At 58.4% G+C, this 23,682-nt stretch carries 28 protein-coding genes; 12 read left to right on the top strand and 16 right to left on the bottom strand.

All coding sequences use genetic code 11. The annotated features are described in order from the left end of the window. Nucleotide 1: 1 nt before the first annotated feature. Genes VMS83_RS01295 through VMS83_RS01280 form a run of 4 tightly spaced genes read left to right on the top strand, consistent with a single transcriptional unit; the run spans nt 2 to nt 3,969 of the window. A complete protein-coding gene (locus VMS83_RS01295; RefSeq protein WP_325409085.1) occupies nt 2-1,162 on the top strand; it encodes a hypothetical protein in 1,161 nt (386 codons plus the stop codon). Beyond that, the gene (locus VMS83_RS01290; protein WP_325409083.1) at nt 1,129-1,857 is read left to right on the top strand and encodes an ABC transporter ATP-binding protein; all 729 of its coding nucleotides are present in this window, start codon (nt 1,129-1,131) and stop codon (nt 1,855-1,857) included. Before VMS83_RS01295 ends, VMS83_RS01290 begins: the two co-directional genes overlap by 34 nt. Next, on the top strand, nt 1,854-3,050 hold the full coding sequence (locus VMS83_RS01285) for an ABC transporter permease (protein ID WP_325409081.1): 1,197 nt from the start codon (nt 1,854-1,856) through the stop codon (nt 3,048-3,050). Before VMS83_RS01290 ends, VMS83_RS01285 begins: the two co-directional genes overlap by 4 nt. 55 nt (nt 3,051-3,105) lie before the next feature. Next, nucleotides 3,106-3,969 carry a class I SAM-dependent methyltransferase gene (locus tag VMS83_RS01280; RefSeq protein WP_325409079.1) on the top strand — a complete coding sequence of 288 codons (864 nt, stop codon included), beginning with the start codon at nt 3,106-3,108 and terminating at the stop codon, nt 3,967-3,969. 42 nt (nt 3,970-4,011) lie between these two features. Here VMS83_RS01280 and VMS83_RS01275 read toward each other — a convergent pair whose 3' ends face one another. The 5 genes from VMS83_RS01275 to VMS83_RS01255 all read right to left on the bottom strand — a co-directional run bounded on the left by VMS83_RS01275 (nt 4,012) and on the right by VMS83_RS01255 (nt 9,241). Continuing rightward, nucleotides 4,012-5,433 (bottom strand): MFS transporter, encoded by a 1,422-nt coding sequence (locus tag VMS83_RS01275; protein ID WP_325409077.1) that lies wholly within the window; start codon nt 5,431-5,433, stop codon nt 4,012-4,014. A gap of 619 nt (nt 5,434-6,052) precedes the next feature. Continuing rightward, complete coding sequence (locus VMS83_RS01270) at nt 6,053-7,192, bottom strand: pyridoxal phosphate-dependent aminotransferase (RefSeq protein ID WP_325409075.1); 1,140 nt, start codon at nt 7,190-7,192, stop codon at nt 6,053-6,055. Beyond that, entirely contained in the window at nt 7,189-7,608 is a 420-nt protein-coding gene (gene ribH, locus VMS83_RS01265; protein WP_325409073.1) for a 6,7-dimethyl-8-ribityllumazine synthase, read from the bottom strand. Before ribH ends, VMS83_RS01270 begins: the two co-directional genes overlap by 4 nt. Nucleotides 7,609-7,652: 44 nt before the next feature. Beyond that, nucleotides 7,653-8,114, bottom strand: coding sequence for a riboflavin synthase (gene ribC / locus VMS83_RS01260; RefSeq protein ID WP_325409071.1), 462 nt, complete (start codon nt 8,112-8,114; stop codon nt 7,653-7,655). Beyond that, the gene (locus VMS83_RS01255) at nt 8,111-9,241 is read right to left on the bottom strand and encodes an alanine--glyoxylate aminotransferase family protein (protein WP_325409069.1); all 1,131 of its coding nucleotides are present in this window, start codon (nt 9,239-9,241) and stop codon (nt 8,111-8,113) included. Before VMS83_RS01255 ends, ribC begins: the two co-directional genes overlap by 4 nt. Nucleotides 9,242-9,296: 55 nt before the next feature. Here VMS83_RS01255 and purE point away from each other — a divergent pair, with 55 nt between their 5' ends. Then, a complete protein-coding gene (gene purE / locus VMS83_RS01250; RefSeq protein ID WP_325409067.1) occupies nt 9,297-9,689 on the top strand; it encodes a 5-(carboxyamino)imidazole ribonucleotide mutase in 393 nt (130 codons plus the stop codon). A 46-nt stretch (nt 9,690-9,735) separates the two neighbouring features. Then, nucleotides 9,736-10,173, top strand: a complete 438-nt coding sequence (locus VMS83_RS01245) for an LEA type 2 family protein (protein WP_325409065.1) — start codon at nt 9,736-9,738, stop codon at nt 10,171-10,173. Between the two features lie 58 nt (nt 10,174-10,231). Here VMS83_RS01245 and VMS83_RS01240 read toward each other — a convergent pair whose 3' ends face one another. Together VMS83_RS01240 and thiC are read right to left on the bottom strand one after the other, a co-directional pair. Next, on the bottom strand, nt 10,232-10,597 hold the full coding sequence (locus VMS83_RS01240; protein WP_325409063.1) for an STAS domain-containing protein: 366 nt from the start codon (nt 10,595-10,597) through the stop codon (nt 10,232-10,234). 148 nt (nt 10,598-10,745) lie between these two features. Further along, entirely contained in the window at nt 10,746-12,041 is a 1,296-nt protein-coding gene (gene thiC / locus VMS83_RS01235) for a phosphomethylpyrimidine synthase ThiC (RefSeq protein ID WP_325409061.1), read from the bottom strand. Nucleotides 12,042-12,066: 25 nt separating this feature from the next. Between thiC and VMS83_RS01230 the strand changes: the two genes are divergently transcribed. Genes VMS83_RS01230 through VMS83_RS01220 form a run of 3 tightly spaced genes read left to right on the top strand, consistent with a single transcriptional unit; the run spans nt 12,067 to nt 13,674 of the window. Next, a complete protein-coding gene (locus VMS83_RS01230; protein ID WP_325409059.1) occupies nt 12,067-12,669 on the top strand; it encodes an MBL fold metallo-hydrolase in 603 nt (200 codons plus the stop codon). Then, nucleotides 12,662-13,123: a GIY-YIG nuclease family protein gene (locus VMS83_RS01225; RefSeq protein WP_325409057.1), complete on the top strand. Its 462-nt coding sequence runs from the start codon at nt 12,662-12,664 to the stop codon at nt 13,121-13,123. Before VMS83_RS01230 ends, VMS83_RS01225 begins: the two co-directional genes overlap by 8 nt. Next, nucleotides 13,120-13,674 (top strand): flavodoxin family protein, encoded by a 555-nt coding sequence (locus tag VMS83_RS01220; protein ID WP_325409055.1) that lies wholly within the window; start codon nt 13,120-13,122, stop codon nt 13,672-13,674. Before VMS83_RS01225 ends, VMS83_RS01220 begins: the two co-directional genes overlap by 4 nt. A 12-nt stretch (nt 13,675-13,686) precedes the next feature. Here VMS83_RS01220 and VMS83_RS01215 read toward each other — a convergent pair whose 3' ends face one another. Beyond that, a complete protein-coding gene (locus tag VMS83_RS01215) occupies nt 13,687-14,199 on the bottom strand; it encodes a pyridoxamine 5'-phosphate oxidase family protein (protein WP_325409053.1) in 513 nt (170 codons plus the stop codon). Between the two features lie 16 nt (nt 14,200-14,215). Next, nucleotides 14,216-15,304, bottom strand: coding sequence for a 5-amino-6-(D-ribitylamino)uracil--L-tyrosine 4-hydroxyphenyl transferase CofH (gene cofH, locus VMS83_RS01210; protein ID WP_325409051.1), 1,089 nt, complete (start codon nt 15,302-15,304; stop codon nt 14,216-14,218). A gap of 117 nt (nt 15,305-15,421) precedes the next feature. Between cofH (VMS83_RS01210) and VMS83_RS01205 the strand changes: the two genes are divergently transcribed. After that, on the top strand, nt 15,422-15,721 hold the full coding sequence (locus tag VMS83_RS01205; protein ID WP_325409049.1) for a YunC family protein: 300 nt from the start codon (nt 15,422-15,424) through the stop codon (nt 15,719-15,721). 60 nt (nt 15,722-15,781) lie between these two features. Here VMS83_RS01205 and cofH (VMS83_RS01200) read toward each other — a convergent pair whose 3' ends face one another. The 3 genes from cofH (VMS83_RS01200) to VMS83_RS01190 are packed head-to-tail and all read right to left on the bottom strand — an operon-like array spanning nt 15,782 to nt 18,536. Further along, the gene (gene cofH, locus VMS83_RS01200) at nt 15,782-16,870 is read right to left on the bottom strand and encodes a 5-amino-6-(D-ribitylamino)uracil--L-tyrosine 4-hydroxyphenyl transferase CofH (protein ID WP_325409047.1); all 1,089 of its coding nucleotides are present in this window, start codon (nt 16,868-16,870) and stop codon (nt 15,782-15,784) included. Nucleotides 16,871-16,897: 27 nt separating this feature from the next. Then, nucleotides 16,898-17,860: a S26 family signal peptidase gene (locus VMS83_RS01195; RefSeq protein WP_325409045.1), complete on the bottom strand. Its 963-nt coding sequence runs from the start codon at nt 17,858-17,860 to the stop codon at nt 16,898-16,900. Between the two features lie 49 nt (nt 17,861-17,909). Continuing rightward, nucleotides 17,910-18,536, bottom strand: a complete 627-nt coding sequence (locus tag VMS83_RS01190; RefSeq protein ID WP_325409043.1) for a LysE family transporter — start codon at nt 18,534-18,536, stop codon at nt 17,910-17,912. Between the two features lie 122 nt (nt 18,537-18,658). Between VMS83_RS01190 and VMS83_RS01185 the strand changes: the two genes are divergently transcribed. Continuing rightward, complete coding sequence (locus tag VMS83_RS01185; protein ID WP_325409041.1) at nt 18,659-20,056, top strand: DNA-directed DNA polymerase II small subunit; 1,398 nt, start codon at nt 18,659-18,661, stop codon at nt 20,054-20,056. A gap of 15 nt (nt 20,057-20,071) precedes the next feature. Here VMS83_RS01185 and VMS83_RS01180 read toward each other — a convergent pair whose 3' ends face one another. After that, nucleotides 20,072-20,659 carry an acetate uptake transporter gene (locus VMS83_RS01180; RefSeq protein WP_325409040.1) on the bottom strand — a complete coding sequence of 196 codons (588 nt, stop codon included), beginning with the start codon at nt 20,657-20,659 and terminating at the stop codon, nt 20,072-20,074. Nucleotides 20,660-20,931: 272 nt separating this feature from the next. Beyond that, on the bottom strand, nt 20,932-21,099 hold the full coding sequence (locus VMS83_RS01175) for a CxxC-x17-CxxC domain-containing protein (protein ID WP_325409038.1): 168 nt from the start codon (nt 21,097-21,099) through the stop codon (nt 20,932-20,934). 381 nt (nt 21,100-21,480) lie between these two features. Between VMS83_RS01175 and VMS83_RS01170 the strand changes: the two genes are divergently transcribed. Then, entirely contained in the window at nt 21,481-21,861 is a 381-nt protein-coding gene (locus VMS83_RS01170; RefSeq protein ID WP_325409036.1) for a hypothetical protein, read from the top strand. A gap of 87 nt (nt 21,862-21,948) precedes the next feature. Here the strand turns inward: VMS83_RS01170 and VMS83_RS01165 are convergent, their stop codons facing one another. Both VMS83_RS01165 and VMS83_RS01160 read right to left on the bottom strand, forming a co-directional pair. Then, nucleotides 21,949-23,079, bottom strand: a complete 1,131-nt coding sequence (locus VMS83_RS01165; protein WP_325409034.1) for a hypothetical protein — start codon at nt 23,077-23,079, stop codon at nt 21,949-21,951. Next, a complete protein-coding gene (locus VMS83_RS01160; RefSeq protein WP_325409032.1) occupies nt 23,076-23,525 on the bottom strand; it encodes a hypothetical protein in 450 nt (149 codons plus the stop codon). The genes VMS83_RS01165 and VMS83_RS01160 overlap by 4 nt, the downstream gene beginning before the upstream one ends. Between the last annotated feature and the right edge of the window lie 157 nt (nt 23,526-23,682).

Below are 23,682 nucleotides of genomic sequence, written 5' to 3'. Positions count from 1 at the left end.
GATGAAGGTAATCACCCCCCTTATCGTATCCATCATTGCACTGTTCGCCTTAACCGGTGCGGTTGCCGCTCTCGCTACCCCCACGGAGATTGCTGCGGCCGATAATGTCTACATCTCCAATGTGACCTACGATCCCGGTTCCTTTTTCACCGGGGACTCAGGAACGGTGACGGTGGCAGTCACCAACGGGAACGCCAATATAAGCGAAGTAGCCAACCATGCCACCTTCGGCTTTGACAATAATTTCCAGCTCTTAAGCGGAGACTATGACGCGTCTTCCAATATCGGTCCCTTACAAACGCGGACGTACACCTTTTCGATTATCACCCAGTCGCTGGACGGCAGTTATTACCCGACTTTTTCCGTGAACCTTGCCGATGTAAAAAGTCTCTATTACAAAGGGTTGGTAAAGGTTGACAATACCCCGATTGTCGCCACCCTTGCCGACAAGCCGGATGCGTTCACCCAGTCAACCAAGAATACGATCGGTCTCCAGCTGGCAAATCCCCGGAACAATGACGTGAAAAATGTTATTGTCACTGTTGACGGTGGGAATAACGCGGATATCCTGCCCGCTACGCAATACCTTGGCGTCCTCTCCTCGGGAACCAGCATGCTGGTGAATTTCACCGTGACGCCCAACACGGAAACAACGCTTAACGTGACCGTGAACTATGACAACGGGGATAATCATCATTCGGTGGCCCTGCAGATCCCGGTGACGTTTACGACCGACAAAACGCGGGCTGACCCGGTAATGACCAACCTTGTAGTCACTACAACCGCCGGGATCACGCACGTGACCGGTGACGTCACCAACGCGGGCATGTCGAACGCAAACGGGGTCACCGTGACATCCCTTGCGCCGGGGGTGCCCCAGGACCCGTACAAATCGTATGTGATCGGTGCCCTCAAGCCGGATGATTTCGGCAGTTTCGAAGTGACCTTCACGGCCAATCCCGGTACTACGGTCCCGATCCAGCTCTCGTACAAGGATACCGACGGCAACGTAATTAGCACCACCCAGAACGTGACCGTACCCCTGTTCTCTGCAGGGACACAGGATGCGGGATTCCCGTTCCTGCCCGTGATCGTGATTATCCTGGTAGTCGGACTCTTTGCCGGCGGATGGTACTTCTATCTGAGAAGGTACAAAGAGTGACGCCGGAGGCGCTGGGCGGAGGGGATCAACCGGTCCTCGTTTTCCGCGATGTGGTCAAGGTCTACCCCCTCCCCGCGGGGGATGTCACTGCTCTCGATCAGGTCTCGTTTACGGTTAACCGGGGCGAGTTTATCTCGATCATGGGACCGTCGGGATCGGGAAAGTCGACACTCCTGAACCTGATGGGTTGCCTCGATACCCCGACTTCGGGCGACATCTTCATCGGGGGGACCCGGATCGGGGATATGTCGGATGTGGAACTCACCAACCTCCGGCGGGACCACATCGGCTTCATCTTCCAGTATTTCAACCTCTTCCCTCTCCTGAACGTTATCGAGAACGTAAGTTTTCCCCAGATGCTCAAGTCCCAGGCAAAGGTGGATGAAAAAAAAGCTGTGGCCGTGCTCCGGGCCGTCCACCTCGATGAGCATCTCTACGTCCACACACCGCTCGAACTCTCAGGAGGTCAGCAGCAGAGGGTAGCCATTGCACGGGCACTCATCAATGACCCCGATATCCTTCTCTGTGACGAGCCGACCGGCAACCTTGATTCGAAGACCGGGGCAAGCATCATGGAACTGATGGCAGACCTCAACCGGAACGGCACCACCATTATCGTCGTGACTCATGACTCCCAGGTGGCCAGTTACACGAACCGGACGATCCGGATTGTGGATGGGAGGATCGAGGCATGAGCACCATCTTCTGGGAGATCTCCAAGAGGAATATCCGGATCCACATGCTCCGGTCGAGCCTTGCCATGCTCGGGATCATCATCGGGGTCGTGGCGATTGCCTCCATGGGAATTCTCGGGAACAGCATGGTCCAGGCGGTTTCTGCCAGTCTCTCTTCCGTGGGGGACAGCGTGATCGTAATGCCGTACGTGGGCGGCAGCAGCGGTTTTGGCGGACACGGGGGATCGGCAAACCTGTACCTCACCGACCAGAATTACCAGCAGATCAAACGGGTGGTTGCCCCGAACGTGGCGATCCCCGTCCATTCAACGTCAGAACATATGAAGATGGGCGTAGGGAGCGACGATGTCGTTGCTACCATTTATGGAATCCCGCCCGACCAGACAAAATACATTCTTCCCGATCTCACCTCAGGCGATTACAGCAACGGGAACTCAGGCTGCCTTGTGGGAGCAACCTTTGCTTCGGATCATAATGTCAAGGTCGGTTCCCGGATAGCAATCGGGACAGACGGCCAGTACGGCACGCTCCGGGTCACCGGTATCATCAAGGAGCGGGGCATGAGCTTCGATATCAGCACCGACAGCGCCATCGTTGTGAGCAAGGACTGGTTCGAGAGCACGTACAACGACCAGGACCAGTATAACGAAGTTGTCGTAAAGGTCACCAGTGGCGATACGGCTGATGTCAAGACCACGATCGAAAACCAGCTCAACCGGAATACCAAGGACAAGACCGTGACCGTGATCGACAGCAAGGCTACCCTTGCCACCATCATGGATACGTTTGGCATGATCACCACCTTCGTTACTGCCATCGGCGGCATCTCTATGCTCGTTGCCGGGGTCTCCATCTTCAATATCATGATGATGTCGGTGAACGAGCGGATCAAGGAGATCGGGATCATGCGCAGCATCGGTACCCAGAAAAAAGAGGTGATGAGCATGTTCATCTACGAAGCCGCGATTATCGGCGTAACCGGAAGCGTGATCGGGGGGGTGCTCAGCCTTGTCGGGGGGTATGCGATCAGTGCCCTGTTGCTTAAGACCACCCAGTACCTCTTCACGCTTCCCAGCATGCTCTCCGTGGTGGAGGGGATTGGCTTTGGGATCATCATCTGTATCCTCTGCGGCCTGTACCCGGCATGGCAGGCAGCAAACCTCAACCCGATCGACGCCCTCCGGCATGAATAACCCTCTTTTTGCCGGTGCATACTTCTAATACCGGCCGGGTGTACCTTTTTCCCGTATGGCAGGATCTGTCCCTTGCGGGAACTTTGGCGATATTGACTGGAACGAGGTCTGGAAGGCCCGGCAGGACCGGTCTGATGCTGCCCGTATTGCCGGGGACACCTCGCATGACTGGGACCGGAAGGAGAACGCGGAACGGTACGCTGCACAGTCCCGCGGGGAGTTCGAAAAGCGTATCCAGATGACTCTCGACGACCTTGCTGACGGTCCATCGACACGGGTCCTGGACATCGGTGCGGGACCGGGGACACTCGCGATCCCGCTGGCGCCACGGGTTAAGGAGATCACTGCCGTGGAGCCCGGGGCCGGGATGATCGCGGCACTCGAAGATCGGGCCGGAAAAGAGGGGATCAGAAACATTACCATGGTCCGGAAGATCTGGGAGGAAGTGGACCCTGTCCGGGACCTTGACGGACCCTATGATCTGGTGATCGCCTCACTCTCCCTGACGATGCACGATATCCGGGAGGCAGTACTGAAAATGGATGCAGCCTCGTGCGGCGAGGTCTGCCTGTACTGGTTCGTGGACCTGCCCTTCTGGGAGCAGATGTATGCGGACCTTATGGTGCCGCTCCATGGGAGACCCTATTTTTCCGGCCCAAAAGCGGACTGCCTCTGGAATGTCCTGTTCCAGGCAGGGATCTATGCGGATGTCCGGATGCTCCCGCTTGATAAAGAGTACAGGTTTTCCTCAAGGGATGAGATGACCGCGTTTTTCAAAAAGAGGTTCGGGGTCACCACTGCAGGGCAGGAACTGGTTCTGGAAAATTACCTTTCGGGGCTTATCCGCACCGAGGAAAACACCGTTGTCATCTCCGGTACCTCCACGTTTGCAAAGATCTGGTGGAAAAAAGGGAACTGAAGATCCTTCCGGTGAATCCTGTTTCACCGGAGATCTTTCTTTTCAGGCCTGCCCGGGTACCGGGCCCCGGGACTCGCGGCCTCTCATCCAGGAGAGTATCCCTGCAACACCAATGATGATGACCGAGGCCCAGAGGGCGGCATCAATCCCCCTGATGAACGCATCGGAGACGCCCCCCACCAGATTCGTAGTGCCGATGAAGACTTCAAATGCCACATCCCGGGGGATCGAGGCCGCGGAGACCGTGATGGCGATCACGAAACTCCCCAGGATCCCGATGTTCTGCATGGTCCGCAGGATACCGGAGATCCCGCCATAGGACCCCGGCGGGGCGTTTGCCATGACAGCGCTGTTGTTGGAGGGAAAGAACATCGCCGTCCCAAGGCCGGAGACCCCCGAGGCAACGAGCACCTCCCAGAGCGGGGTGTCAACCCGGAATGTCAGGTAGATGAGGGTTGCCAGGATCAGTACCGCGGTACCCGTAGTTGCAAGCACCCGGGCCCCGTACCGGTCCGAGAGCCGGCCCATGTAGGGCGAGAGCAGGCTCCCCACCACGTATCCCGGGGTAAGAAGAAGTGCCGCATCAAGCGGTGAAAGAGCCCGGATACCCTGCAGGTACATCGTGATCAGGAAGACAACCGAGAGGTACCCGAGGCTCAAAAAGAAGGCCGCCATCATGGAATACCGGAGGACCCGGCTGCGAAGTGCGGAAAAATCGATGATGGGACGCGTAGTCTGCCGTTCGAAGACGATAAAGAGAAAGAGGAGAACCAGACCGATGCATAGTGCGGCGATGTTGGTAAATGCCGTGCCCTCGGTCGCATAATCCACACCGGCAAACGAGATAAAGGTGAGCGCCGCCCCGAGCAGGAACATGCCCGTGAGATCCAGCGTGGCCTGCACCCGCGGGTTATCGGTCAGGTAGCGGAAGCCGAGGATGGTGGCGATAATACCGATGGGGATGTTGATGAAGAAGATGTACTCCCAGCCGACATAGGTGGTGATGATACCGCCAAGCACGATGCCGAGCATTGCTCCGCTTGTCCAGCCAAGGGAGATATAGCCAAAGGCAGTCCCCCGGACGTTGGGCGGGAAGGTGTCTGCGATGATCGCACCGCTGTTGGCCTGCATCAGCGCTCCCCCTACTGCCTGGACACCCCGCGACGCGATCAGCCAGGAGATGGCAGGGGAAAGCCCGCAGAAAAGCGAGCCGAGAGTAAAGATCCCAAAACCGGCATTGAACATCCGGCTCCTGCCATAGATATCGCCAATGCGGCCGAGCTGGGTGGTACAGACCGCGACAACCAGCAGGTAGATCAGGATGATCCAGAGGGTGGTGATAAACTCGGCATGGAGGGAATCGGAGATGGTGGGAAAAGCGAGGATGACGATGGTGGAGTCCAGTGACCCCATGAGCGTACCGAGCATAAGGACAGCGATAATGATCTTCTGCTTCGTGTCCATGGTACCCTGATGTAAGATTTTCATGACCTGTTAATGTACCTATCGAAGGGAGCCCGGGCAGGGCTGGTATATACACGCCCATTTCCCAAGAGATTCCCGGATCCGGGACTGCACGTCTCAAAGGAGATTTCTCCGACGGAGAACTGCTCCCGCAAAATCCTGCCCGGATCTTTCCACAGGAAATGCTGCCAACACCACTGAATTATTCCTGGTTTAAACACGTATTTTCAAAAAATAACCGTTTTAACCAAAATAAAACCGTGCACTTTAGCGGGCTTCTGTTGGCAGGGTTTTTTGGATCGATCCGATGGTCATCCGGAGGGGAGATCGGCCAACCGGGGGCCGTTCTGTGCGTTTTCCGGTTTTACGTCGGAGAAATCGAACTAAAAAAAAGACTTATCGACGGTGACGTGGGAGGTGAGAGAATACTTTTGGGGGTTCCGCCCCCGTCCCCTCGGGGGCAGGGCTGGCGTGAGGGGGGCTGCGTTTGGTAATACAGTGTGAAATTGTTGCAGAGAATAAATCTGAAAATTGTTTTTATAACGGGAAAAATAGCAGATAGCACGATTTTACAGAAATCGAAAATTAAACCAAAAAATGTTTTCAGCCGGTCGGGATCCTATTTTCCGCCAACTTTCTTGATCCGGCCCATTGCCTCTTTGAGCCGGTCCATGGAGGCAGCATACGAGAGCCGGATCCAACCGGGCGCATCAAACGAGCTGCCCGGGGTCGCTGCCACATGCGCCTTCTCGAGCCACTCGGTCGCGATCTTGTTATCGTCGCCGGCAACTTTCACAAACGCGTAGAAAGCGCCGTCCGCCGGGGCGCAGGTATAGCCCATGTGTCCCAGTTCCCTGATGATGAACCGGCGCCGCTTGTCAAACTCGGTGCGCATCTCTTCGACACAGCACTGGTCACCTTTGAGCGCCGCAACTGCACCCCACATCGAAAAGGTCGTGGCCTGTGAGACCGAGTGCTGCTGCACCTTGGACATCGCTTTGATGATCGGCTTCTGGGCAACCGCGTACCCGAGCCGCCAGCCGGTCATCGCATAGGCCTTGGAGAAACCGTTGATCGTTATTGTCCGCTGCGCCATGTCGCCAAGGGACGCAAGCGAGATGTGCTCTTTTCCGTAAATGAGCTTCTCGTAGATCTCGTCCGACATCGCGTAGAGATCATGGTCCTGACAGAGGTCCGCCACGAGCTTCATCGATTTCTTGTCAAACACCGCACCGGACGGGTTCGAGGGCGAGTTTACCACGATCATCTTGGTCTTTTTCGAGACCTTTTCGAGGAGAGAATCATCGAGCTGGAAGGTCTTCTGGTTGACCGCGTGCTTGACGATCTTCCCGCCGGCCATCTGGACGCAGGGCTCGTACGAGACCCAGGCCGGCGTGAGGAGCATGGCCTCGTCACCGGGATTTAACGCCGCCTCCATTCCCTCGTAGATGGCGTCCTTTGCGCCACAGGTGACGATCACCTGGTCAGGCGCACAGGCAAACCCGTTCTCTTTTGTGATCTTTTCGCTGATCGCGGAGAGCAGCTCGGGGATACCGTCACTCGGTGCGTAATGTGTCTCACCGCGTCTCAGGGCGTCGATGCAGGCATCCGTGATATGCTTCGGGGTATCGAAGTCGGGCTCCCCGATCGAGAGGCTGATGACGTCGATACCCTCCCGCTGCATCTTCTTTGCCTTGTTGGAGATCTCGATCGTTGCGGAGGGGGCAATCGCCGCAACTTTTTCCGAGAGCGGCTTCATTGTAATCTTTTAACGAGTTTTACTGCGGATTCAACGGCACGCTTTGCATAATCGATCCTCTCGTTCGCCTCGAGGCGGCTCATGCCGGGCCCGGAGATACCCAGGGTTACCGGCTTCCCGAACTCTAATGAGAGGTCAATGATCTTACGGGCTGCATGCTGCACTACGATCTCGTCATGCTGGGTTGCGCCCTCGATCACGCAGCCGACTGTGACGACCGCGTCGACCTTGCCGGCCGCAAGCATCTTCTTGATGGCAAGCGGCATGTCAAAGGCACCTGGCACGTACAGGCAGTCGGTCACTTCTGCGCCAAGGAACGCAGCATGCTCACGTGCTTCGATCTCCATCATGTAGGTGATATCACGGTTGAACTCCGCGACCACGAATCCCAGTTTTATCGGTTTTGTGTCACACATAGTTGATCATCTCATCTGAATGCTCATAAACCTGTCAATGGTCCCTACCGCCGGGCAGGCCCGGCGTCCGGAAACCCCTGGCGCTGGCCGGTGCCGGCGTCTTTGGTGAGGGCTTCCGGGTGGAGGACGAGTTTTACGGCGTTCTCCGCGTGTTCCCGGGTGCGCTGCTCCGCGAGCCACGCAAGCTCGGCATCGTCCTTTGCCTCGTCCTCGTGCACGAAGACCTCGACGATGTGGTGGTTGGTCATGAGCTGGCACATGATGAGCCCCTGCGATGCCTCGTGGGCGCAGAGCTTGTCCTTGTCCTTGCCCCCCGGCATCCCCAGGGCCATCACGATATCGCACCGGCGCTCTTCGATCAGTTTCTTGCAGGCGACCGGCAGGTCTTTGACACCCGGTACGGTCACCCTTTCGATCGCCACACTCGCGTGCTTTTTGAGCTCGTCGATGGCGATCGCTCCCATATTGACGCGTGAGAAGGTGGTGTCTGCAACACCCACCTTCATCCCAGCACCTCGGCTGCGGCCTCGACGCCGTCGCCCTTGATCCTGTAGCCTGCTTTTTTCAGGCCGTGCTGGGTTGCGGCGAGAGTGGCAAGGATCTCGGGTGCGCTCACGGCGCCCATGGTCCCGATACGGAAGATCTTCCCCTTGAGGTGGTCCTGGCCGCCGGCAATGGTGATGCCCAGCTTCTTGATTGCGCCCCTGACGTCGTCATCCTTGACACCCTCAGGGTACGCAACGGCGGTGACGGTCGTTGCGTACTCGTGCTTTGCATCGAGTTTCGGGAAGAGGGAAAGTCCCCAGGTCTGGGCGGCGGCGCGGACGGCCTTTGCCATCTTCTGGTGGCGGGCGATCCGGTTGTCAAGCCCTTCTTCCTCAATGATCAGGCAGGCCTCGCGAAGGGCCAAAAAGAGCGGCACCGCCGGGGTGTACGGGGTCTCCATCGGCTTCCCGGCAGCGCTCTTTTTGTACGCGGCGAGGTCGAGGTAGTACGGCGGGTTCTTGGTGAGCCGCTCCCATGCCCGGCTGCTCACCGCAACCGCGGCAAGCCCGGCCGGTGCGGCAAGGCACTTCTGCGAGCCGACGATTGCGATATCAACGCCCCACTTGTCAGCCTCGACCAGGTCGCCCCCGACCGAGGTGATGCCGTCCATGACAAAGAGCGCATCGTGCTTGCGGGCGAGTTTCCCGACCTCTGCTGCCGGGTTCTTGATCCCGGCCGAGGTCTCGTTGTGGACCAGGGTGACCATCTGGGCGCCCGCCTCGAGCTGTACCTCGAGTGCTGCAAGGTCAATCGGTGTTCCCCACTCGGATTTTATCTCGTGGGCCTTGCCGTAGCGCTGGCTGATCTTATAGAGCCGCTCGCCGAACTTTCCGTTCACAAAACAGGCGATATCCTTGTCCCGGCCGAAATTTGCGATCGCGGCTTCCATGCCGGCCGTACCGGACCCGCTGATCACAAAGACATCGTTTGCGGTCCCGAACGCGCTCTTTAAAACCCGCACGCAGTCCGCGTATACCGCACCGAACTCGGCGCTCCGGTGGTTGATTGCCTGACGTGACATTGCAAACCTGACCCGTTCAGGCATCGGTACCGGGCCCGGAAGCATAAGGAGTGATTCTTTTTCCATGTGGATCTGCCAATAGTATATTTATATAGACAGGATATAAGTTTGGATGGCTCTTATGGCAGACGTAAGTATCATCTGCGGGTCGGCATCCGATGCCCCGATTGCCGACAAGGCAAAGAAGGTCCTTGACGAGCATAAGGTCAGCTGGGACTACCAGGTCATCTCTGCCCACCGGGACCCGGAGAAGCTGGATGCGTATGTCAAAAGCAGTTCCTGCAAGGTATACATCGCGATTGCCGGGCTCTCCGCAGCGCTGCCGGGCGTAATCGCATCAAAGACCGACAAGCCGGTGATCGGTGTGCCGGTCAGCGGGACCTTAAACGGCTTCGATGCCCTGCTCTCGATCGTCCAGATGCCAAAAGGGGTTCCGGTCGCGTGCGTGGGCGTTGATAACGGGGACAATGCTGCCCACCTCGCGATCCGGATCCTGAAACTGGAAAAGAAGTAGAGAGACTCTCTTTTTTTATCCACATCCGTTTTTTACGTGATCAAAAATGTCCGTCCTGTCCGATCCGGTCGTGACCCTCGAAGGAGTGTCGCTTGAAAGCATCTCCCTTTCTACAATCGCTCTTGCGGTTACAATCCGGGTGGAGAACAAAAACCCGGTGGGGGCGACTCTCGAATCCTGCCCGTTTACCGTCTCCTACAGGAGCGCCGGGACCTCAGCAGTAATCGCAACCGGTGATACCGGGAGTGCGAAGATCGCAGCCGGTGCCACGACCGTTCTTCCGGTCCGGGTCAGTTCGCACAATACAGCCCTTCCCGGGGCCCTCGCGGCATTCGTCGCAGGTGGAAGCATCGAGCTTGTCATCGAAGGGACCGCCAGAATAAAATTTTTCATGATCCCAAAAGTGGTCCCGTTCAGCCGGAAGGTGCCGATCACCGCAGGACAGATCGCCGGGATGGTGACCGGGCAGAAAAAGAAGGAGTGATCAGGATACCCCCCTATCCCCCAGGTACCCACAACCGGTGAGGGGTTCCGTGCTGCAGTCAGACACCACGGGAATCATCAGGCATGGTGGCCGCGGGCCTTCCAATTACCTGGATTGCATCGGCCACCGAGGGATACATCAGGAAGAGCTGGTCAAATCCGCTCATCCTGAGTACTGAACGGACAAACCCACTGCTGCCTGAAATAACAACATCTGTTCCCTGTTCCCTGCGTTTCTTCCCAAACTGGAGCACTGCCCTGAGGCCGGTGCTGCTAATGTAGGTCAGGCCCGAAAGATCAAGAATGACCGGGGCTGATGGCAGGGCTGTGCAGTACTTCGAAAAATCCTCGGAAGCGGCGGCGTCGAGCCATCCGGTGGGGGTTACAATGACAACTCCCTGTGACTGGGTGTGGCAGATCTCCATCTTCTTCACCTGGGTAATTGAACAAGGAACCATTTCACCGGCGAATATATAAAAAAGAGGGGCGCGGGGAAAGAAAACGGGGTATTTTTTTATCCGGCAACGGGGTTTTCATCCCTTATGATCGGTCAGGGAGACAGAGACACCGGTCTCATTGCTTTTTTTTCTTCCCCTCCTTTCCCTCAAAGAGCTCCCGGACCATCTTGATCGCACAGAGGTCCCCGCACATCGAGCAGGTGTCGGTCTTCCCGTCCCGGCAATGGATTGCCTGTGCATGGTCACCGTAGAGCGCCAGCCTGAACTGCTTGTCCCAGTCAAGATCGTGCCGGGCCTCTGCCATCTGCACCTCGCGTTCCATCCGGTATCCCTCGTGCCGCCGGACGGTATCGCCTACATGCGCCGCGATCTTTGCGATCCGGGTCCCTTCGATGATATCCTCAACGTCCGGAAGAGCGAGGTGTTCGCTCGGAGAGACCATGCAGAGGAAGTCAGCCCCGTTCCGGCAGGCCTCCGCCCCGCCGATGGCCGCGACAACATGGTCGTAGCCGGGCGCGATATCGGTGACGATAGGCCCAAGCAGGTAAAGCGGCGCATGGGCGGTGATCTCTTTTATCATCCGCACGTTGTAGCCCACCTGGTCATAGGGCATGTGCCCCGGTCCCTCGATCATCCGCTGGACACCTGCGGCAAGGGACCTCTGTGCGAGTGTCCCGAGCGTCACGTACTCCACGGATTTGGCAAGTTTTCCCGCGTCCTGCAGGCAGCCGGGCCGCATCCCGTCCCCGAGGCTGATGGTGACATCGTGTTCTGCGAGGATCTCCAGCAGGTAGTCGAACTCTGAAAAAAGCGGGTTCTCCTCGTCCCGGAGCATCATCATTGCACAATGGAATGTCCCGCCCCGGCTCACGACCCCCATCAGGCGCGGATCAAGCTTCAGGGCATCGAGCGCCTGCCGGTTCACCCCGCAGTGGAGGGTGAGGAAATCCACGCCCTGCCTGCAGTGCTCCCGGATAACCTTAAAGAGCAGGTCGGCATCCACGTCGGCAGCGTTTCCCGCCCGGCGCACAGCCTCGTACACCGGCACCGTCCCAACCGTAGTATCGAGGGCGAGCATCTTTTTGCGGATCGCAACAAGGTCCCCCCCGGTGGAAAGGTCCATGATGGCATCGGCGCCGTTCCCGAGCGCCGCCTTTGCCTTCTTTTCCTCAAGGGCATAATCGCACCGGGAGCCGGAAGTCCCGACGTTCACGTTCACCTTGACCGTGCACCCCTGCCCGATGGCACAGGAATGGTGCCGGCGCTGTGGGTTTGCCGGGATCACGATCCGCCCGGCAGCGATCCGCCGGGCCATCCGTTCCGCATCCATCCCCTCCGCCCGTGCCGCTTCTGCGACAACAGCAGGAATACCGGAAGAACAGCTGCGGATGAGCATATCCATAACAAACATCTGTTGGGATGCTTTATTATTGTGCATGCAGGTCAGGTGGATCCCCGAACAGGGAGCGCTCGCAAACTCGTATATCTTCGGCACGGTCCTTGTAGATGCCGGTCTCCTTCCCATGGCCATCAAAGAGTACCGGGACGGGATCGACACCATCGTCCTTACCCATTGCCATTTCGACCACACCGCCCATGTAAAAGAGATCGCCCTCATGTGTAAGGCAAAGGTTGCGATCCACCAGGCGGATGCCACGGGTCTTTTCGAGGACGCACAGAGCCTCTCGATGCATTTTGGCGCCCGTTCACCCGGTATTGCACCGGACATCAAACTCAAAGACGGTGACACCATCGGCGGCCTGACCGTCATCCACACGCCGGGCCACACGCCGGGGAGCATCTGCCTCTGGTCCGAGGCGGACAAGGTACTCATCAGCGGCGATACCGTCTTTTGCGATGGGGCATTCGGCCGCTACGATTTCCCCGGCGGGAGCCGGCAGGCACTGGCACAATCCCTTGACCGGCTTTCCGCCCTCGATGTGGAAGGACTGTTCCCGGGTCATGGGGAACCGGTGGACTGCGGCGGGAAACGCCACATTGCTGCGGCACGGCAGCTCATGAAGGCCGGGTATGGATAAGGGGATCTACTGCCTTGTGGTAAAAAACCCGGCCTGCACCGTAGAGGTCGGGGCACTGGGCCCTCTTTCGTTTGCCGCCGGCTGGCACGGGTATGTCGGCTCAGCCCTCGGGCTGGGGGGCCTCGTGAGGCTCGAACGTCATCTCCGGCTCGCGGAACTGCGGGACCGGCAGCCGAAATGGCATATCGATTACCTGCTCTCAGACCCCCGCTTTTCGGTTGCATACGCGGTGAGCGCCCCTACCGTGGAACAACTCGAATGCCTGCTCGCTGCCACCCTCGCCCGGGATGGGACAGGGGTAGACCGGTTCGGATGCAGTGACTGCGACTGCCCCTCGCACCTCCTGCACTGGCGCCGGGATCCAAAGGAGAGGATCGTTACGGCGTTTGCCGGCCTCGGGCTTGTCCCCGGGATCAAAACTATCATTACCCCAAAGGGGAAGGGTAACGTATGAAAGTTCTCGGGATCTCGGGCAGCATGCGAAAGAATGGGAACACCGCACAGCTCATCAAGGTGGTTCTCGCGCAGTGTAAGGATGCGGGGATCAAGACGGAGTTTGTCTCCCTTGCCGGGAAAAAGATCCTGCCCTGCCTCGGGTGCGGGAAATGCAAGGAGAAGAAATGGTGCGTGATTGAGGCGGATGACTGGGGAGGTATCGCAGAGAAGATGCTTGACTGCGAAGTGCTCGTGATCGGGTCGCCCACGTATTATTACGATGTCTGCGGCCAGCTCAAGAACTTCATCGACCGCACCTACTCGCTCTACCATGACCGCAAGCTTTCCGGGCGGAAAGGGATCGCGGTAGCGGTAAACGCCTCCAAAGGAGCGGAAAGGACGGTGAAAACGATTGAAGGGTTCCTCAACAGCCACGAGCTTTCCTTCCTCGGCGAGATCACCGGCACTGGCTTTGAGGAAGGGGACGTGATGCGCGACGAAAAGGCCCTGGCACACGCAAAAAAGGTAGGGGACAAGGTCGTCCGGCTGCTCATGCCCCACCATGACTAGCGCGGGCGCCCGCTAATACCCGTGCTGTTTTGCGGTCATCCCGTCAAGCGAGATCTTCACGAGACAGACCCGTTCCATCTCTTTTTCTGTAAACGCGTGTCCGGGGCTGCCGTAATGCTGAAGGAGACGGTTCATTGCTGCACATTTTTCCTCATAATCCGTGAGAATGCGGGCAATGCCGGTGCAGATGACGCTCTGGTACCGCATCTCCCAAGCACAGGGATTGTCGTTCCGGATCGGCCCGGAGGACTGGTCCACCTCCACACAGCAGCGGGGGTTCTTTCCCAGCATCTCCATCTTCTTTCCCTCAGGGGCCGAGTGGAAGTAGATCGCGTTCTCCCCGTACGCAAAGCAGACCGGCACCACGTACGGTTCTCCGCTGTCTGCAAGTGCAATCCGGCAGACTTCCGCATCATTGAGGATCGATTCCATCGTATCCCGGTCCGTGATCTCGCGATCTTTCCTGCGCATGGTATCGATCTCACCGTTGAACAGCGGAGGATAAAAGACTTTGAGGGGGGGCATATGAAAAGGGGGGCGGTTATGCCCGCTTGTACAGCGTCGTGCGCCGGCAGAGCGTTCGCCCGAGGTCTTCTGCCACCCGCTGCATCTCGGCCGGGTCAAGGTAGTCGGTGTTGGATGCCCCGGCCCCCTTGGAGATGCTCTCCTCAAACATCGTGCCGCCAAGGTCGTTAGCGCCGGCAATAAGGCCCAGCTGGGCCATCTTGATCCCTTCTTTGACCCACGAGACCTGGATGTTTTCAAAATTGTCGAGGAAGAGCCGGGCAACGGCAACCATCAGGAGATCCTCACGACCGGTGGCTCCCGCCCGGGCGATCCCGTCCCGGAAGATCGGGGTGTTCATATGGATGAACGAAAGCGGGACAAACTCGGTAAAACCCTTTGTCTCGTCCTGGATTTCACGGAGGATGGCGAGGTGCTGCACACGATCCTTATCGCTCTCGCAGTGGCCGTACATGATCGTGGCCGTTGTGGGGATGCCGAGCCGGTGCGCCTCTTTTATGATGCGGACCCACTCTTCGGCCGGGATCTTCTGGGGGCAGATCTTCCTGCGGACCGGGTCGGTGAGGATTTCCGCTGCCGTCCCGCACATCGAGGCAAGGCCGGCCCCTTTCATGGCAGAGAGCACCTCTTCTGTCGCCATCCCGCTCCTCTTTGCCGCGTAGGCCACCTCCATCGGGTTGCTGGCGTGGAGGTGCACTCCCGGGGCCTCCTCGCAGATCCAGCGGTAGACATCGATATAGGACTGTGCGGTAAAGGACGGGTGGAGACCGCTCACCGTGCAGATCTCGGTCACCTTTCTCGATTTTGCAAGTCCCGCCTTCTCCCGGATGACGGTCTCGTCATGGAAATAGCACCCTTCGTCGCCCGGTTTTTTGGAAAAGCCGCAGAACCCGCAGGCATTGACGCAGATGTTGGTTACGTTGATGTTCTGGTTCCGGACATAGGTCACCGGCTCGCCAACCATCTCCTGCCGTTTCTCATCAGCGGTAGCTGCGATCTTCCAGACATCGCGGTTCCGTGTCGTAAAGAGGCGCAGCGCATCTTTTTCGCTGATCCTGTCCCCGCCTGCTGCACCGGAGAGGAGCGTGAGAAGATCCCGGTCCATGCCATCACCTTTCGTTGTTGTGTGTCACACTGTGTCACCCATAACGTAAACCTATCGAAATGCCCGCTCCCCGCAGTACTTATAACACCCTGACGCCAATGTCCATGCTGGAGAGTTATGGAAAAGGTTACCGTTCAGCTGTCACACAAGGTTGCCAACGGGTATGTCATCCCGCTGGGGCCGGCCAACCTTGTAGCCATTGTCACCGACGTGGGGCTGGTCGGGTGCGGAGCCTTTGACGTGGCAGCCCTGGACTCGTTCAGCTACCCCGCGGCAAAAGTCCGCCCTGCCATCGGCCCGTCCATCGTGAACACCAACGACATCCTCACCGGGATCGTCCGCGAGATCAACCGGGGAGCAATGGGACGCGGGATCAAAAACGGCATGACCGGCCGGCAGGCGCTGGAACTGCTGTAACATGTACAAAATCCTTTTTTAAAAACGGTTGGAAGGTCGTGTGCCGCCCGAGAGGGTAGTTCACACGAGATCGTAGAGCGTTGTCCGCTGCCGGAGGGTCCGGCCGAGGTCAGAAGTCATCCGCTCCATGGTTTCAGGGGCAAGGTAACTGGCATCGCCCGCCCCGGCATCCACCGAGACCTCGTCCGTGAACATTGTACCGGCAAGATCGTTGCCCCCGCAGAGGAGCGCGAGCTGTGTCATCTTGAGCCCCAGCTTGCCCCACGAGACCTGGACATTGTCGAAGTTATCCAGGAAGAGGCGGGAGACGGCGATCATGAGCAGGTCCTCCCTGCCCGTTGCCCCGGGCCGTGCGATCCCCTCATTAAAGAGCGGGGTGTTCGTGTGGATGTAGGACATCGGGATGAACTCCGTAAACCCGTGGGTCTCGTCCTGGATCTCCCGGAGGATCGCCAGGTGGTCCACCTGGTCGCGGGCAGATTCGTACGAGCCGTACATGATGGTGGCAGAACTGCGGACGCCCAGGAGGTGGGCCTCTTTGATGATCCTCGCCCATTCGGCGCCGGAGACCTTCCGCGGGCAGATCACTTTCCGGACCGGTTCTGCCAGAATCTCTGCTGCCGTCCCCTGGAGGGAGCCCAGGCCCGCATCCCGGAGAGCAGCAAGCACCTCGGCGGTCGTGAGCCTGCCCTTCTTTGCGGCGTGGGCCACCTCATCCGGGCTGAAAGCGTGAACATGGATCTCCGGGGCGATCTCGTGCACCGCGGCGATCAGATCCGTGTAGCTCTTCAGGTCAAACGCGGGGTTCACCCCGGAGAGAAAACAGATCTCGGTGACATTGCGCTTCTCTGCCAGCCTGACGCCGGCCTGGATCGCATCGCGGTCAAGGCAGTATGCCCCGGGGTCGGTCGCCTTCTTGCCAAACCCGCAGAAGCCGCAGAGGTTCTTGCAGATATTGGTCACGTGCAGGTTCTGGTTCCTCACATAGGTGACGATATCGCCGACTTTTTTCTCGCGCAGCTCGTCGGCGGCTGCCGTGATCCGGAAGACGTCCCGGCCCGTCGCCTTCATGAGACATTCACCCTCTTCGGGGGTGAGGCGGTGACCGGCCAGACAATCGCTTAACAGGGGGATGAGTGCGGGTGCCATGCTCACTACCACCGGAGGCGGGCCGTCTTATTTATTTTTCCGGGAGCCTTTTCCCCCGGCTTTGCCCTTCCCGCCTTTTTTTCCGGTCTCCGCTTCCTTTTTCTTTGCGTACCAGTCCCAGGCAACCATCGCGATGATCACGATGATGATCACCCACCAGATGTGGAGCGGGAGCAGGCCGACGTAGGGGACCGTAAAGAGGGCTTTTCCCACGACCCACTGTTTTTCCACCGGTTCGATCGTCTGGTTGTTGTTCACCGTGAGATAGCCCTCGTCGCTGACCGGGTTATTGTCTCCCTTGGTGATGTACCCGCCGTGGGTGGTCGGGGCGGAATAGCGGATGTATCCCTGGTTCTGGATGATAAACTGTTCGGGGAGGAAGTATTTCGCGCTCGCCGTGGAAAAGCCCATGCCCTTCGCGTCCTCCGTTATGTTTTCCGGCGGCGTGGCATTCGCCGGGTACAGGATATAGTACCCGAACGTGGTCGCGTTGCTGGTGGCAAGCGGGATGTACTCCTGCGGAGTCACCTTCCCGCCATAGGGGTTGAGATACGCCGGTTCGGGCGATCCGGCATCCACCCAGGTCATGGCCCGGTGGATGATCGGGTGCTGGCTGGAGAGAGGGAGCAGGCCGATCTGGGCCCAGAAATCGGTCTGGCCGTCAGGACGGTAGATGATCACGTCCCCATAGTCGCCGAACTTCTGGTAGCCGGTGGCATGGGCCTCGTCCCAGGTCTGGAGGGGGCCGAACCGGTCGGGGGTCACGACCACGACCAGGTCCCCGATATTCATATGGGGCTCCATGCTCCCCGATTCCACGGTAACGACCGCCGGCCACGTCCCGCAGATCAGGTACAGGGCAAGCGCAATGCACCCGACAACCGCCACGACCCAGAGGATGTCCCGGGCAAGGGAAGCGGCCCAGTGCTCGCTTGTCCTGAATGCCTGGATCTTCGCGCGGATGCCCCGCGGCTCTTCGTTCTCTGCCATTGCTTAACGCTCTTTATTGGCGTTTTTTGTTAATATACCGTACCGATACTTACGGGAGGGCAACCCGCACGAGATAGTAGGCACCAAAGATGACCAGGAAGATCCCGCAGGCCGTCATGATCCAGCGGTACGCGGTGTCCGTGAGGATAGTCTTTCCCTTTGCGATGCCGGTGGAGACCACCGTGTACCACCCGAGGTCTGCACACCAGTGGCCGGCCATGAAGACGCAGGCCAGAAAGATCCCGCCGGCAAGGCCCGCGATCACCATTGCACCCCCTACGGTCAGCCACCAGATCCAGAAATAAGGATTGGCAACACTGGTAAAAAACCCGGCAAAAAACGGGCTTGTGGTGACTGCCGGTTCCGGGCTCCTGCTGCCGGCAAGCGAGACCTTCCGGCTCCCGGCAAGCGTGAGGATCCCGAAGAGGATCAGGGCAGCACCGCCGATTATGGCCACCGCGGTCGTGTACCGGAGGGCAACCGTGGAAAGGCCGGCAATGATCAGGATGACGATGATGAGCTCGGAGAACATGTGGCCGAACGTGACCCGGGGCCCCACGGTCCAGCCGCCGGCCACCGAGGCATTGATGGTGGCGACAAGCGTCGGCCCCGGGGCAAGGGCACCGGTCAGGCCCACGACAAAGGCGAACAGGAACATCTGGAGCGTATCGAGCATGGTATCGGGAGTCCCGGGAGGGGATGAAGCAAAGAGGGTTTGGCCGGGGACGATATCAAGAATACTTCCGGGCCGTGCAGGATAGCATCATCTTTTTTCCCGGTACAGCTCACTATGATCGTATGCTCGATGCGCAGGAGATCACGCTCCGGTTCCTCGATACCCGGCTCCAGGTGCACCCCGACGTGGTGCGGTACATCCAGGAGCAGGATAACCCGGAGCTGATCGACCGCATCATCGCGGGCGTCCCGGAAGACACCGTGGTCGTCTCGGCAAAACATATCCCGGGCATGAACGCGACCCGGGACGGGATGCGCTTTTTAACCGACCCGACGGTCGAGATCGTCTCGGGCGGCCCCGGGACCTCGGGAAGCATCAACGGCACCGCCGACTACCTCCATTATTTCCGGGACAGGTACAGCAAACTCGGCGGGATGATCCGGAGCCGGTGCGGGGCGATGCCGATCGAGGGGCTCACCCGTTCTCCCCGGTACCGGCAGGAGGAGTGCACGGTGATCGGGATGGTGGCCGAGGTCAAGACCACCACGAACGGCCACCGGATCGCCGAGATCGAGGATTCCACGGCCAACATCTCGGTGCTCTTCAGGAAGGACCGCCCGGTCTTTTCCGATGCCGAGCGCCTGATCATGGATGAAGTGATCGGGGTCAAGGGCAAACTCTCAAATGACGGCCGGCTCTTCTTTGCCGATCAGCTCTTCCGCCCCGATATCCGGATCGACAACAAGCCGTACCTGAGCGAGAAGCCGGGCAAGGCGGTCTTTATCTCCGATGTCCACGTGGGGAGCAACACGTTCCTTGAGGACAGCTGGCACCGGTTCGTGGACTGGGTTGCCGGGTCCGGGGCTTCTTACCTTCTCATCGCCGGCGATCTGGTGGACGGGATCGGGGTCTTCCCGGGGCAGGAGCAGGAACTGACGATAAAAAACATCTACGAGCAGTATGATGCCTTCGGGGAGCTGCTCTCGGCCATCCCCCGCCGGATCAAGATCATTGTTGCGCCCGGCAACCACGATGTGGTCCGGGGGGCCGAGCCCCAGCCGGTGATCCCGGCGCAGTTCACGAAAAAGTTTCCCGAGAACTGCATGCTCGTCGAGAACCCGGCACTCGTGAACCTGCAGGGCGTGCGGGTGCTGATGTACCACGGCCGGTCGATCGATGACATGATCGGCCTCATCCCTGGTGCATCCTACGAGCAGAGCGGGAAGATGATGGAAGAGATGCTCCAGCGCCGGCACCTGGCCCCGGCCTACGGCAGGCGCACCCCGATTGCTGCGGGAAAATCCGACCGGTTAATCATCGACCCGCTCCCGGAGATCCTGCACACGGGACACGTGCACATCACCGGGCTGACAAACTACCGCGGAGTGCTGGGAATTAACGCGGGTACCTGGCAGTCCCAGACCGCGTTCCAGAAGCAGATGAACGTGAACCCGACCCCGGCGCAGGCCGTGATGGTGGACCTCCAGACGCTGGAGCCGCAGACGTTCTCGTTTTTGTAACTGTTAAAAAAAAGATCAGACCGGAATGATCTTCCGGTTGTGGACTTCGTTAATTACCTGGGCTAACCCGATATAGATCGCAAGGACCCCGGCGAGAAGACCCATCAGGCCACCGGCCAGTTTGACCAGGCCGCTTTCCGTGAGCTCTGCGGCAACGAGAAGGACGATCGTCAGGAACACCGCAAGGACGGTCACCTGGAGGCTCCGGTGCATGTTCAGGGTGCAGACCAAAAGGCCGAATGCAACGATCCCCCAGACCGCGAGGAATGCCGCGAGATCGACGGGCTGCGGTGCTTTTGCAAGGCCAAGGGCCGGCAGCATGAGGACGCCGGCAAAGGTCATCCAGAAGAACCCGAAGCTCACAAAGGTCAGAAACCCGAAGTTGTTGTTCTTTTTCCATTCCATGAGCCCGGCAATGATCTGGGCAAGGCCGCCATAGAAAATTGCCATGGCAAAGATCGGACTGGTGATGCCGATGACCCCGGCGTTCCAGAGGCTCAAAAGAATGGTCGTTGTCCCGAATGCGCATAACCCGAGCGGTGCCGGGTTTGCGGTCTGGTCCATGAGGAAGATGTTGTTCCTGTTGGTTTCTTCATTCACCATGATTCCCTCTATCCTGAATTACCTGACACATACGGACGCGTGCTCACATGCATCATGCACCCAAAGTTTCACCGTTCAGGCAGGATGGTGGTGAGATCGACCAGATGAGGCAGTGCATTGATCTCTTTGTTTCTTGTCTTAACCTTTCGTTAATGATTTCGTGACAGGTTTTTCTGAAGGTGCGTGTGCGACCGTCCAGGTGCCCATGCGGCAGGGGGTGACGAAGTGTCAGAGATAAGGGTACAAAAAAAGAAAAAAATCGGTGTGGATAATCAGAAGCGGGGCTTCTGGTGCTTGGGCAGGCAGTCCCTGCAATAAACCGGCCTACCCTCGGTGGGCTTGAACGGAACCTCGCACTCTTTTCCACAGTCTGAACATGTTACCTTTGTCATTTCTCTGGGTCCGAAGTTTCTCGGGCCGCCAAATCCTCTTCTTTCCATTAAATTACTCATGCAGGATGATATCTGCGCACATTCATCTGCCCGTCAGTATATATACATCTGCATCGGGCCATGCCTTTTCTCTACCCTGTACCACGGGGCGGGATTTGTGGCTCCACCACCCTGAAACGGGTGTTCCGGCATTTTTTCCGGCAGGCTGTCCAGAGGGAACGGAGGCTAATCCGGGGGTATTTCTCCGGCCGCCGGACCGGGACGGCAACCGCCCCGCACCCGTCTTTTGGGAAGGATCCCGGCCAAACGGAAACCTACACCTCCCTTTAACATGTCCGGAATATCAGTAGTGTTCTGTATGCGATGCCCCATGGAAAAACAGGATTTTCAAACGACAGGCCAGAACGGCAGGAGTCCCTGATTAGGTTTATGGAGATTACAGAGACCGGTAAACAGGATGACCGGGTTGCTGCACTGGAAAAGAAGACCGACGAGATGGAAGCGCTCCTGAAGGGTCTGATGGCAGAGATGCTCGACTTCAAGGCGATTGCCATGAAACTCGCCCAGCAGAACGGGGAGCAATCCCGGCAGGCGCCCTCGCGCGGACCCATCGTGCAGGGCACCGTTCATGCAGCACCGGAGACCCCGGCCGCTGCCGACGCGGGAGAGCCCCACACGGTGATTGTCCAGCACGGTTCAGCAAAGCCTGAGGTCGCAGCACCGCCAGAGCCGGAGATGGTCCGGATCATGCAGTCCGACGGCACCATGAAAATGGAAGTCCGGCGCGGCGACAAGGGCCTGCACCGCTGAAACGATCCGGCCCGGCACCGCCCGGGAAATCACGGTGGAAGTCGACCACCCTTTCTTTTTTTTACCCGGGGGATTTTCAAAAATTTATCAGGGAAGTTCCGTTTTGGCGGATCCTGGCTTCTGCCCGGTCGTTGCAGAGGTGTACAGATCCAGTGCTGCAATCCCGCCGACCGTTGCCACAACAAACGCAACGATAAACACCGCGAGATAATAGAGGAGGCCAAGAGCTATCCACGTGCCGGTAGGATGCGAGGTGACCATCCCGGGTGGCCAGGCCATCCACGGATCATTATAGCCATGTGCTGCCTGGACAAGCAGGTACGTAAGGAACACGCCGGATACGACAGCCCCAAGGAAGGCGGCACAGGCAGCGACCTCAACCCAGGTCTTTTTCAGCAGGGTAAACGATCCCGTGACTGCCGCCCGGAGGGTCTTTTGCTCGAGAACGAGAGAGGGCACGACAAAAGGGGTCAGGATGAACAGGAGCAGGTTGATCGCTGAAAAGATCAGGGCCCACATGAACCCCAGGGGATATATCCATAACAGCAGCGATCGCCCTCCATAGCCCGGAACCCCGGTAAAGAGATTCGGGTCAAGAGTCAGGTTGAAGGGGAACTGGGCCAGAATGCTGGTGAGATCTCCAAGCCCGAAGATAGTGAGGAACCGGATCTCAGGCGGCAACCCTGAGGAAAAATATACCCAGATACGGAAGAGCAGCATTCCGGCGAGTGCCAGAACCACCGACCACACAAAGAGTGCTTTTACGTATTTTTTTGCCCCTGCTATCCCCCTGAAAAACAAGGCCGAACCTTCTTTCTTTGACGGGATGCTCAGGACAAGGCCCGCCAGAAGGAATACCAGGCAGAACAGTGTTGCGAGCTCGAGTGAAAAATCTAGGACATAACTCACGATGATACCAGGGTGCATGGCCCAGCCGATGTAGAAGAGTGCCGCCTGGCCGATGGTGTTTCCCGCCAGCACGAGCCCCACAAGGAGCGTAAACCAGAGGAGCTGCCGGTTCTGCACCAGCGTCTTCGTGCCTGACAGGGCGGCCCCGATTCCCCACCGGATCGTCCCCGATCCTCCACCCCCGCCCTCCGGGCTGCCCGCATGGGCGGGTTCAGGCAGGTGAACACTTGCTGTCTGCGAGGCATGAACCACCGGGGGTTTCCGGCACAGGCCGAACCAGTGTTCAGCAATTTCCGATACCCATGTCATCCCTGATCACCCCGGATCTTTGCGAGCAGTTCCTCTGCCATCTTTGTCGGGTCGGCAGTTTTCTCAATTTTGATCCCGAGTTCTGAGGCGAAATCCCAGATGAATTCGATACACCGGGCAAATTCATCGCAGGCATTACAATCGCCGTCGTGCTCGTACCAGACCTGCATGCCGTGCTTCTCCGAGACGAAGATATAGGCGTTGGTCTGGAACGGGATGGACCGCCCGGACAGGACGCCCCGTTCCACATCGATCTTCTCTATCTGGATCCGGTTTGCGTGGGCCATCTCCCGGAGCGAGTCTTCGATCTTCCCGTCCATCGCAAGGAGGGCCTGGGAGACGCCCTGCCGTGTTATCCCGATATGGTTTGCGATGGAGACGTTGGACATCCCGCTGCGCCGCATCTTCCAGAACCTGAACTGTTTATCGTTCATGGGAAGGAACATACGTAAATGTATTGACATTTACAATATAAAAGTTGTGTAAGTTTGCTGGCCGATGCATTCTGTCAACCATATCCCATTCATTCAGCTCAAACGACCGGGCCGGATCCACATTGCCAGGATCCTGCATTTCCCCATGAGATCGCACCGGGATCGGAAT

Origin of the sequence: Methanoregula sp. (genome assembly GCF_035543475.1) — an archaeon.
In the GTDB taxonomy this organism is placed as follows: domain Archaea; phylum Halobacteriota; class Methanomicrobia; order Methanomicrobiales; family Methanospirillaceae; genus Methanoregula.
This window is presented reverse-complemented; position numbering and strand designations above follow the sequence as displayed.

Excerpts from the sequence above, each read along its gene's own strand:
- VMS83_RS01295 (WP_325409085.1), top strand. The coding sequence starts at position 2 with ATGAAGGTAATCACCCCCCTTATCGTATCCATCATTGCACTGTTCGCC.
- VMS83_RS01290 (WP_325409083.1), top strand. The coding sequence starts at position 1,129 with ATGGTACTTCTATCTGAGAAGGTACAAAGAGTGACGCCGGAGGCGCTG.
- VMS83_RS01285 (WP_325409081.1), top strand. The coding sequence starts at position 1,854 with ATGAGCACCATCTTCTGGGAGATCTCCAAGAGGAATATCCGGATCCAC.
- VMS83_RS01280 (WP_325409079.1), top strand. The coding sequence starts at position 3,106 with ATGGCAGGATCTGTCCCTTGCGGGAACTTTGGCGATATTGACTGGAAC.
- VMS83_RS01275 (WP_325409077.1), bottom strand. The coding sequence starts at position 5,433 with ATGGACACGAAGCAGAAGATCATTATCGCTGTCCTTATGCTCGGTACG.
- VMS83_RS01270 (WP_325409075.1), bottom strand. The coding sequence starts at position 7,192 with ATGAAGCCGCTCTCGGAAAAAGTTGCGGCGATTGCCCCCTCCGCAACG.
- ribH (WP_325409073.1), bottom strand. The coding sequence starts at position 7,608 with ATGTGTGACACAAAACCGATAAAACTGGGATTCGTGGTCGCGGAGTTC.
- ribC (WP_325409071.1), bottom strand. The coding sequence starts at position 8,114 with ATGAAGGTGGGTGTTGCAGACACCACCTTCTCACGCGTCAATATGGGA.
- VMS83_RS01255 (WP_325409069.1), bottom strand. The coding sequence starts at position 9,241 with ATGGAAAAAGAATCACTCCTTATGCTTCCGGGCCCGGTACCGATGCCT.
- purE (WP_325409067.1), top strand. The coding sequence starts at position 9,297 with ATGGCAGACGTAAGTATCATCTGCGGGTCGGCATCCGATGCCCCGATT.
- VMS83_RS01245 (WP_325409065.1), top strand. The coding sequence starts at position 9,736 with ATGTCCGTCCTGTCCGATCCGGTCGTGACCCTCGAAGGAGTGTCGCTT.
- VMS83_RS01240 (WP_325409063.1), bottom strand. The coding sequence starts at position 10,597 with ATGGAGATCTGCCACACCCAGTCACAGGGAGTTGTCATTGTAACCCCC.
- thiC (WP_325409061.1), bottom strand. The coding sequence starts at position 12,041 with ATGTTTGTTATGGATATGCTCATCCGCAGCTGTTCTTCCGGTATTCCT.
- VMS83_RS01230 (WP_325409059.1), top strand. The coding sequence starts at position 12,067 with ATGCAGGTCAGGTGGATCCCCGAACAGGGAGCGCTCGCAAACTCGTAT.
- VMS83_RS01225 (WP_325409057.1), top strand. The coding sequence starts at position 12,662 with ATGGATAAGGGGATCTACTGCCTTGTGGTAAAAAACCCGGCCTGCACC.
- VMS83_RS01220 (WP_325409055.1), top strand. The coding sequence starts at position 13,120 with ATGAAAGTTCTCGGGATCTCGGGCAGCATGCGAAAGAATGGGAACACC.
- VMS83_RS01215 (WP_325409053.1), bottom strand. The coding sequence starts at position 14,199 with ATGCCCCCCCTCAAAGTCTTTTATCCTCCGCTGTTCAACGGTGAGATC.
- cofH (WP_325409051.1), bottom strand. The coding sequence starts at position 15,304 with ATGGACCGGGATCTTCTCACGCTCCTCTCCGGTGCAGCAGGCGGGGAC.
- VMS83_RS01205 (WP_325409049.1), top strand. The coding sequence starts at position 15,422 with ATGGAAAAGGTTACCGTTCAGCTGTCACACAAGGTTGCCAACGGGTAT.
- cofH (WP_325409047.1), bottom strand. The coding sequence starts at position 16,870 with ATGGCACCCGCACTCATCCCCCTGTTAAGCGATTGTCTGGCCGGTCAC.
- VMS83_RS01195 (WP_325409045.1), bottom strand. The coding sequence starts at position 17,860 with ATGGCAGAGAACGAAGAGCCGCGGGGCATCCGCGCGAAGATCCAGGCA.
- VMS83_RS01190 (WP_325409043.1), bottom strand. The coding sequence starts at position 18,536 with ATGCTCGATACGCTCCAGATGTTCCTGTTCGCCTTTGTCGTGGGCCTG.
- VMS83_RS01185 (WP_325409041.1), top strand. The coding sequence starts at position 18,659 with ATGCTCGATGCGCAGGAGATCACGCTCCGGTTCCTCGATACCCGGCTC.
- VMS83_RS01180 (WP_325409040.1), bottom strand. The coding sequence starts at position 20,659 with ATGGTGAATGAAGAAACCAACAGGAACAACATCTTCCTCATGGACCAG.
- VMS83_RS01175 (WP_325409038.1), bottom strand. The coding sequence starts at position 21,099 with ATGGAAAGAAGAGGATTTGGCGGCCCGAGAAACTTCGGACCCAGAGAA.
- VMS83_RS01170 (WP_325409036.1), top strand. The coding sequence starts at position 21,481 with ATGGAGATTACAGAGACCGGTAAACAGGATGACCGGGTTGCTGCACTG.
- VMS83_RS01165 (WP_325409034.1), bottom strand. The coding sequence starts at position 23,079 with ATGACATGGGTATCGGAAATTGCTGAACACTGGTTCGGCCTGTGCCGG.
- VMS83_RS01160 (WP_325409032.1), bottom strand. The coding sequence starts at position 23,525 with ATGTTCCTTCCCATGAACGATAAACAGTTCAGGTTCTGGAAGATGCGG.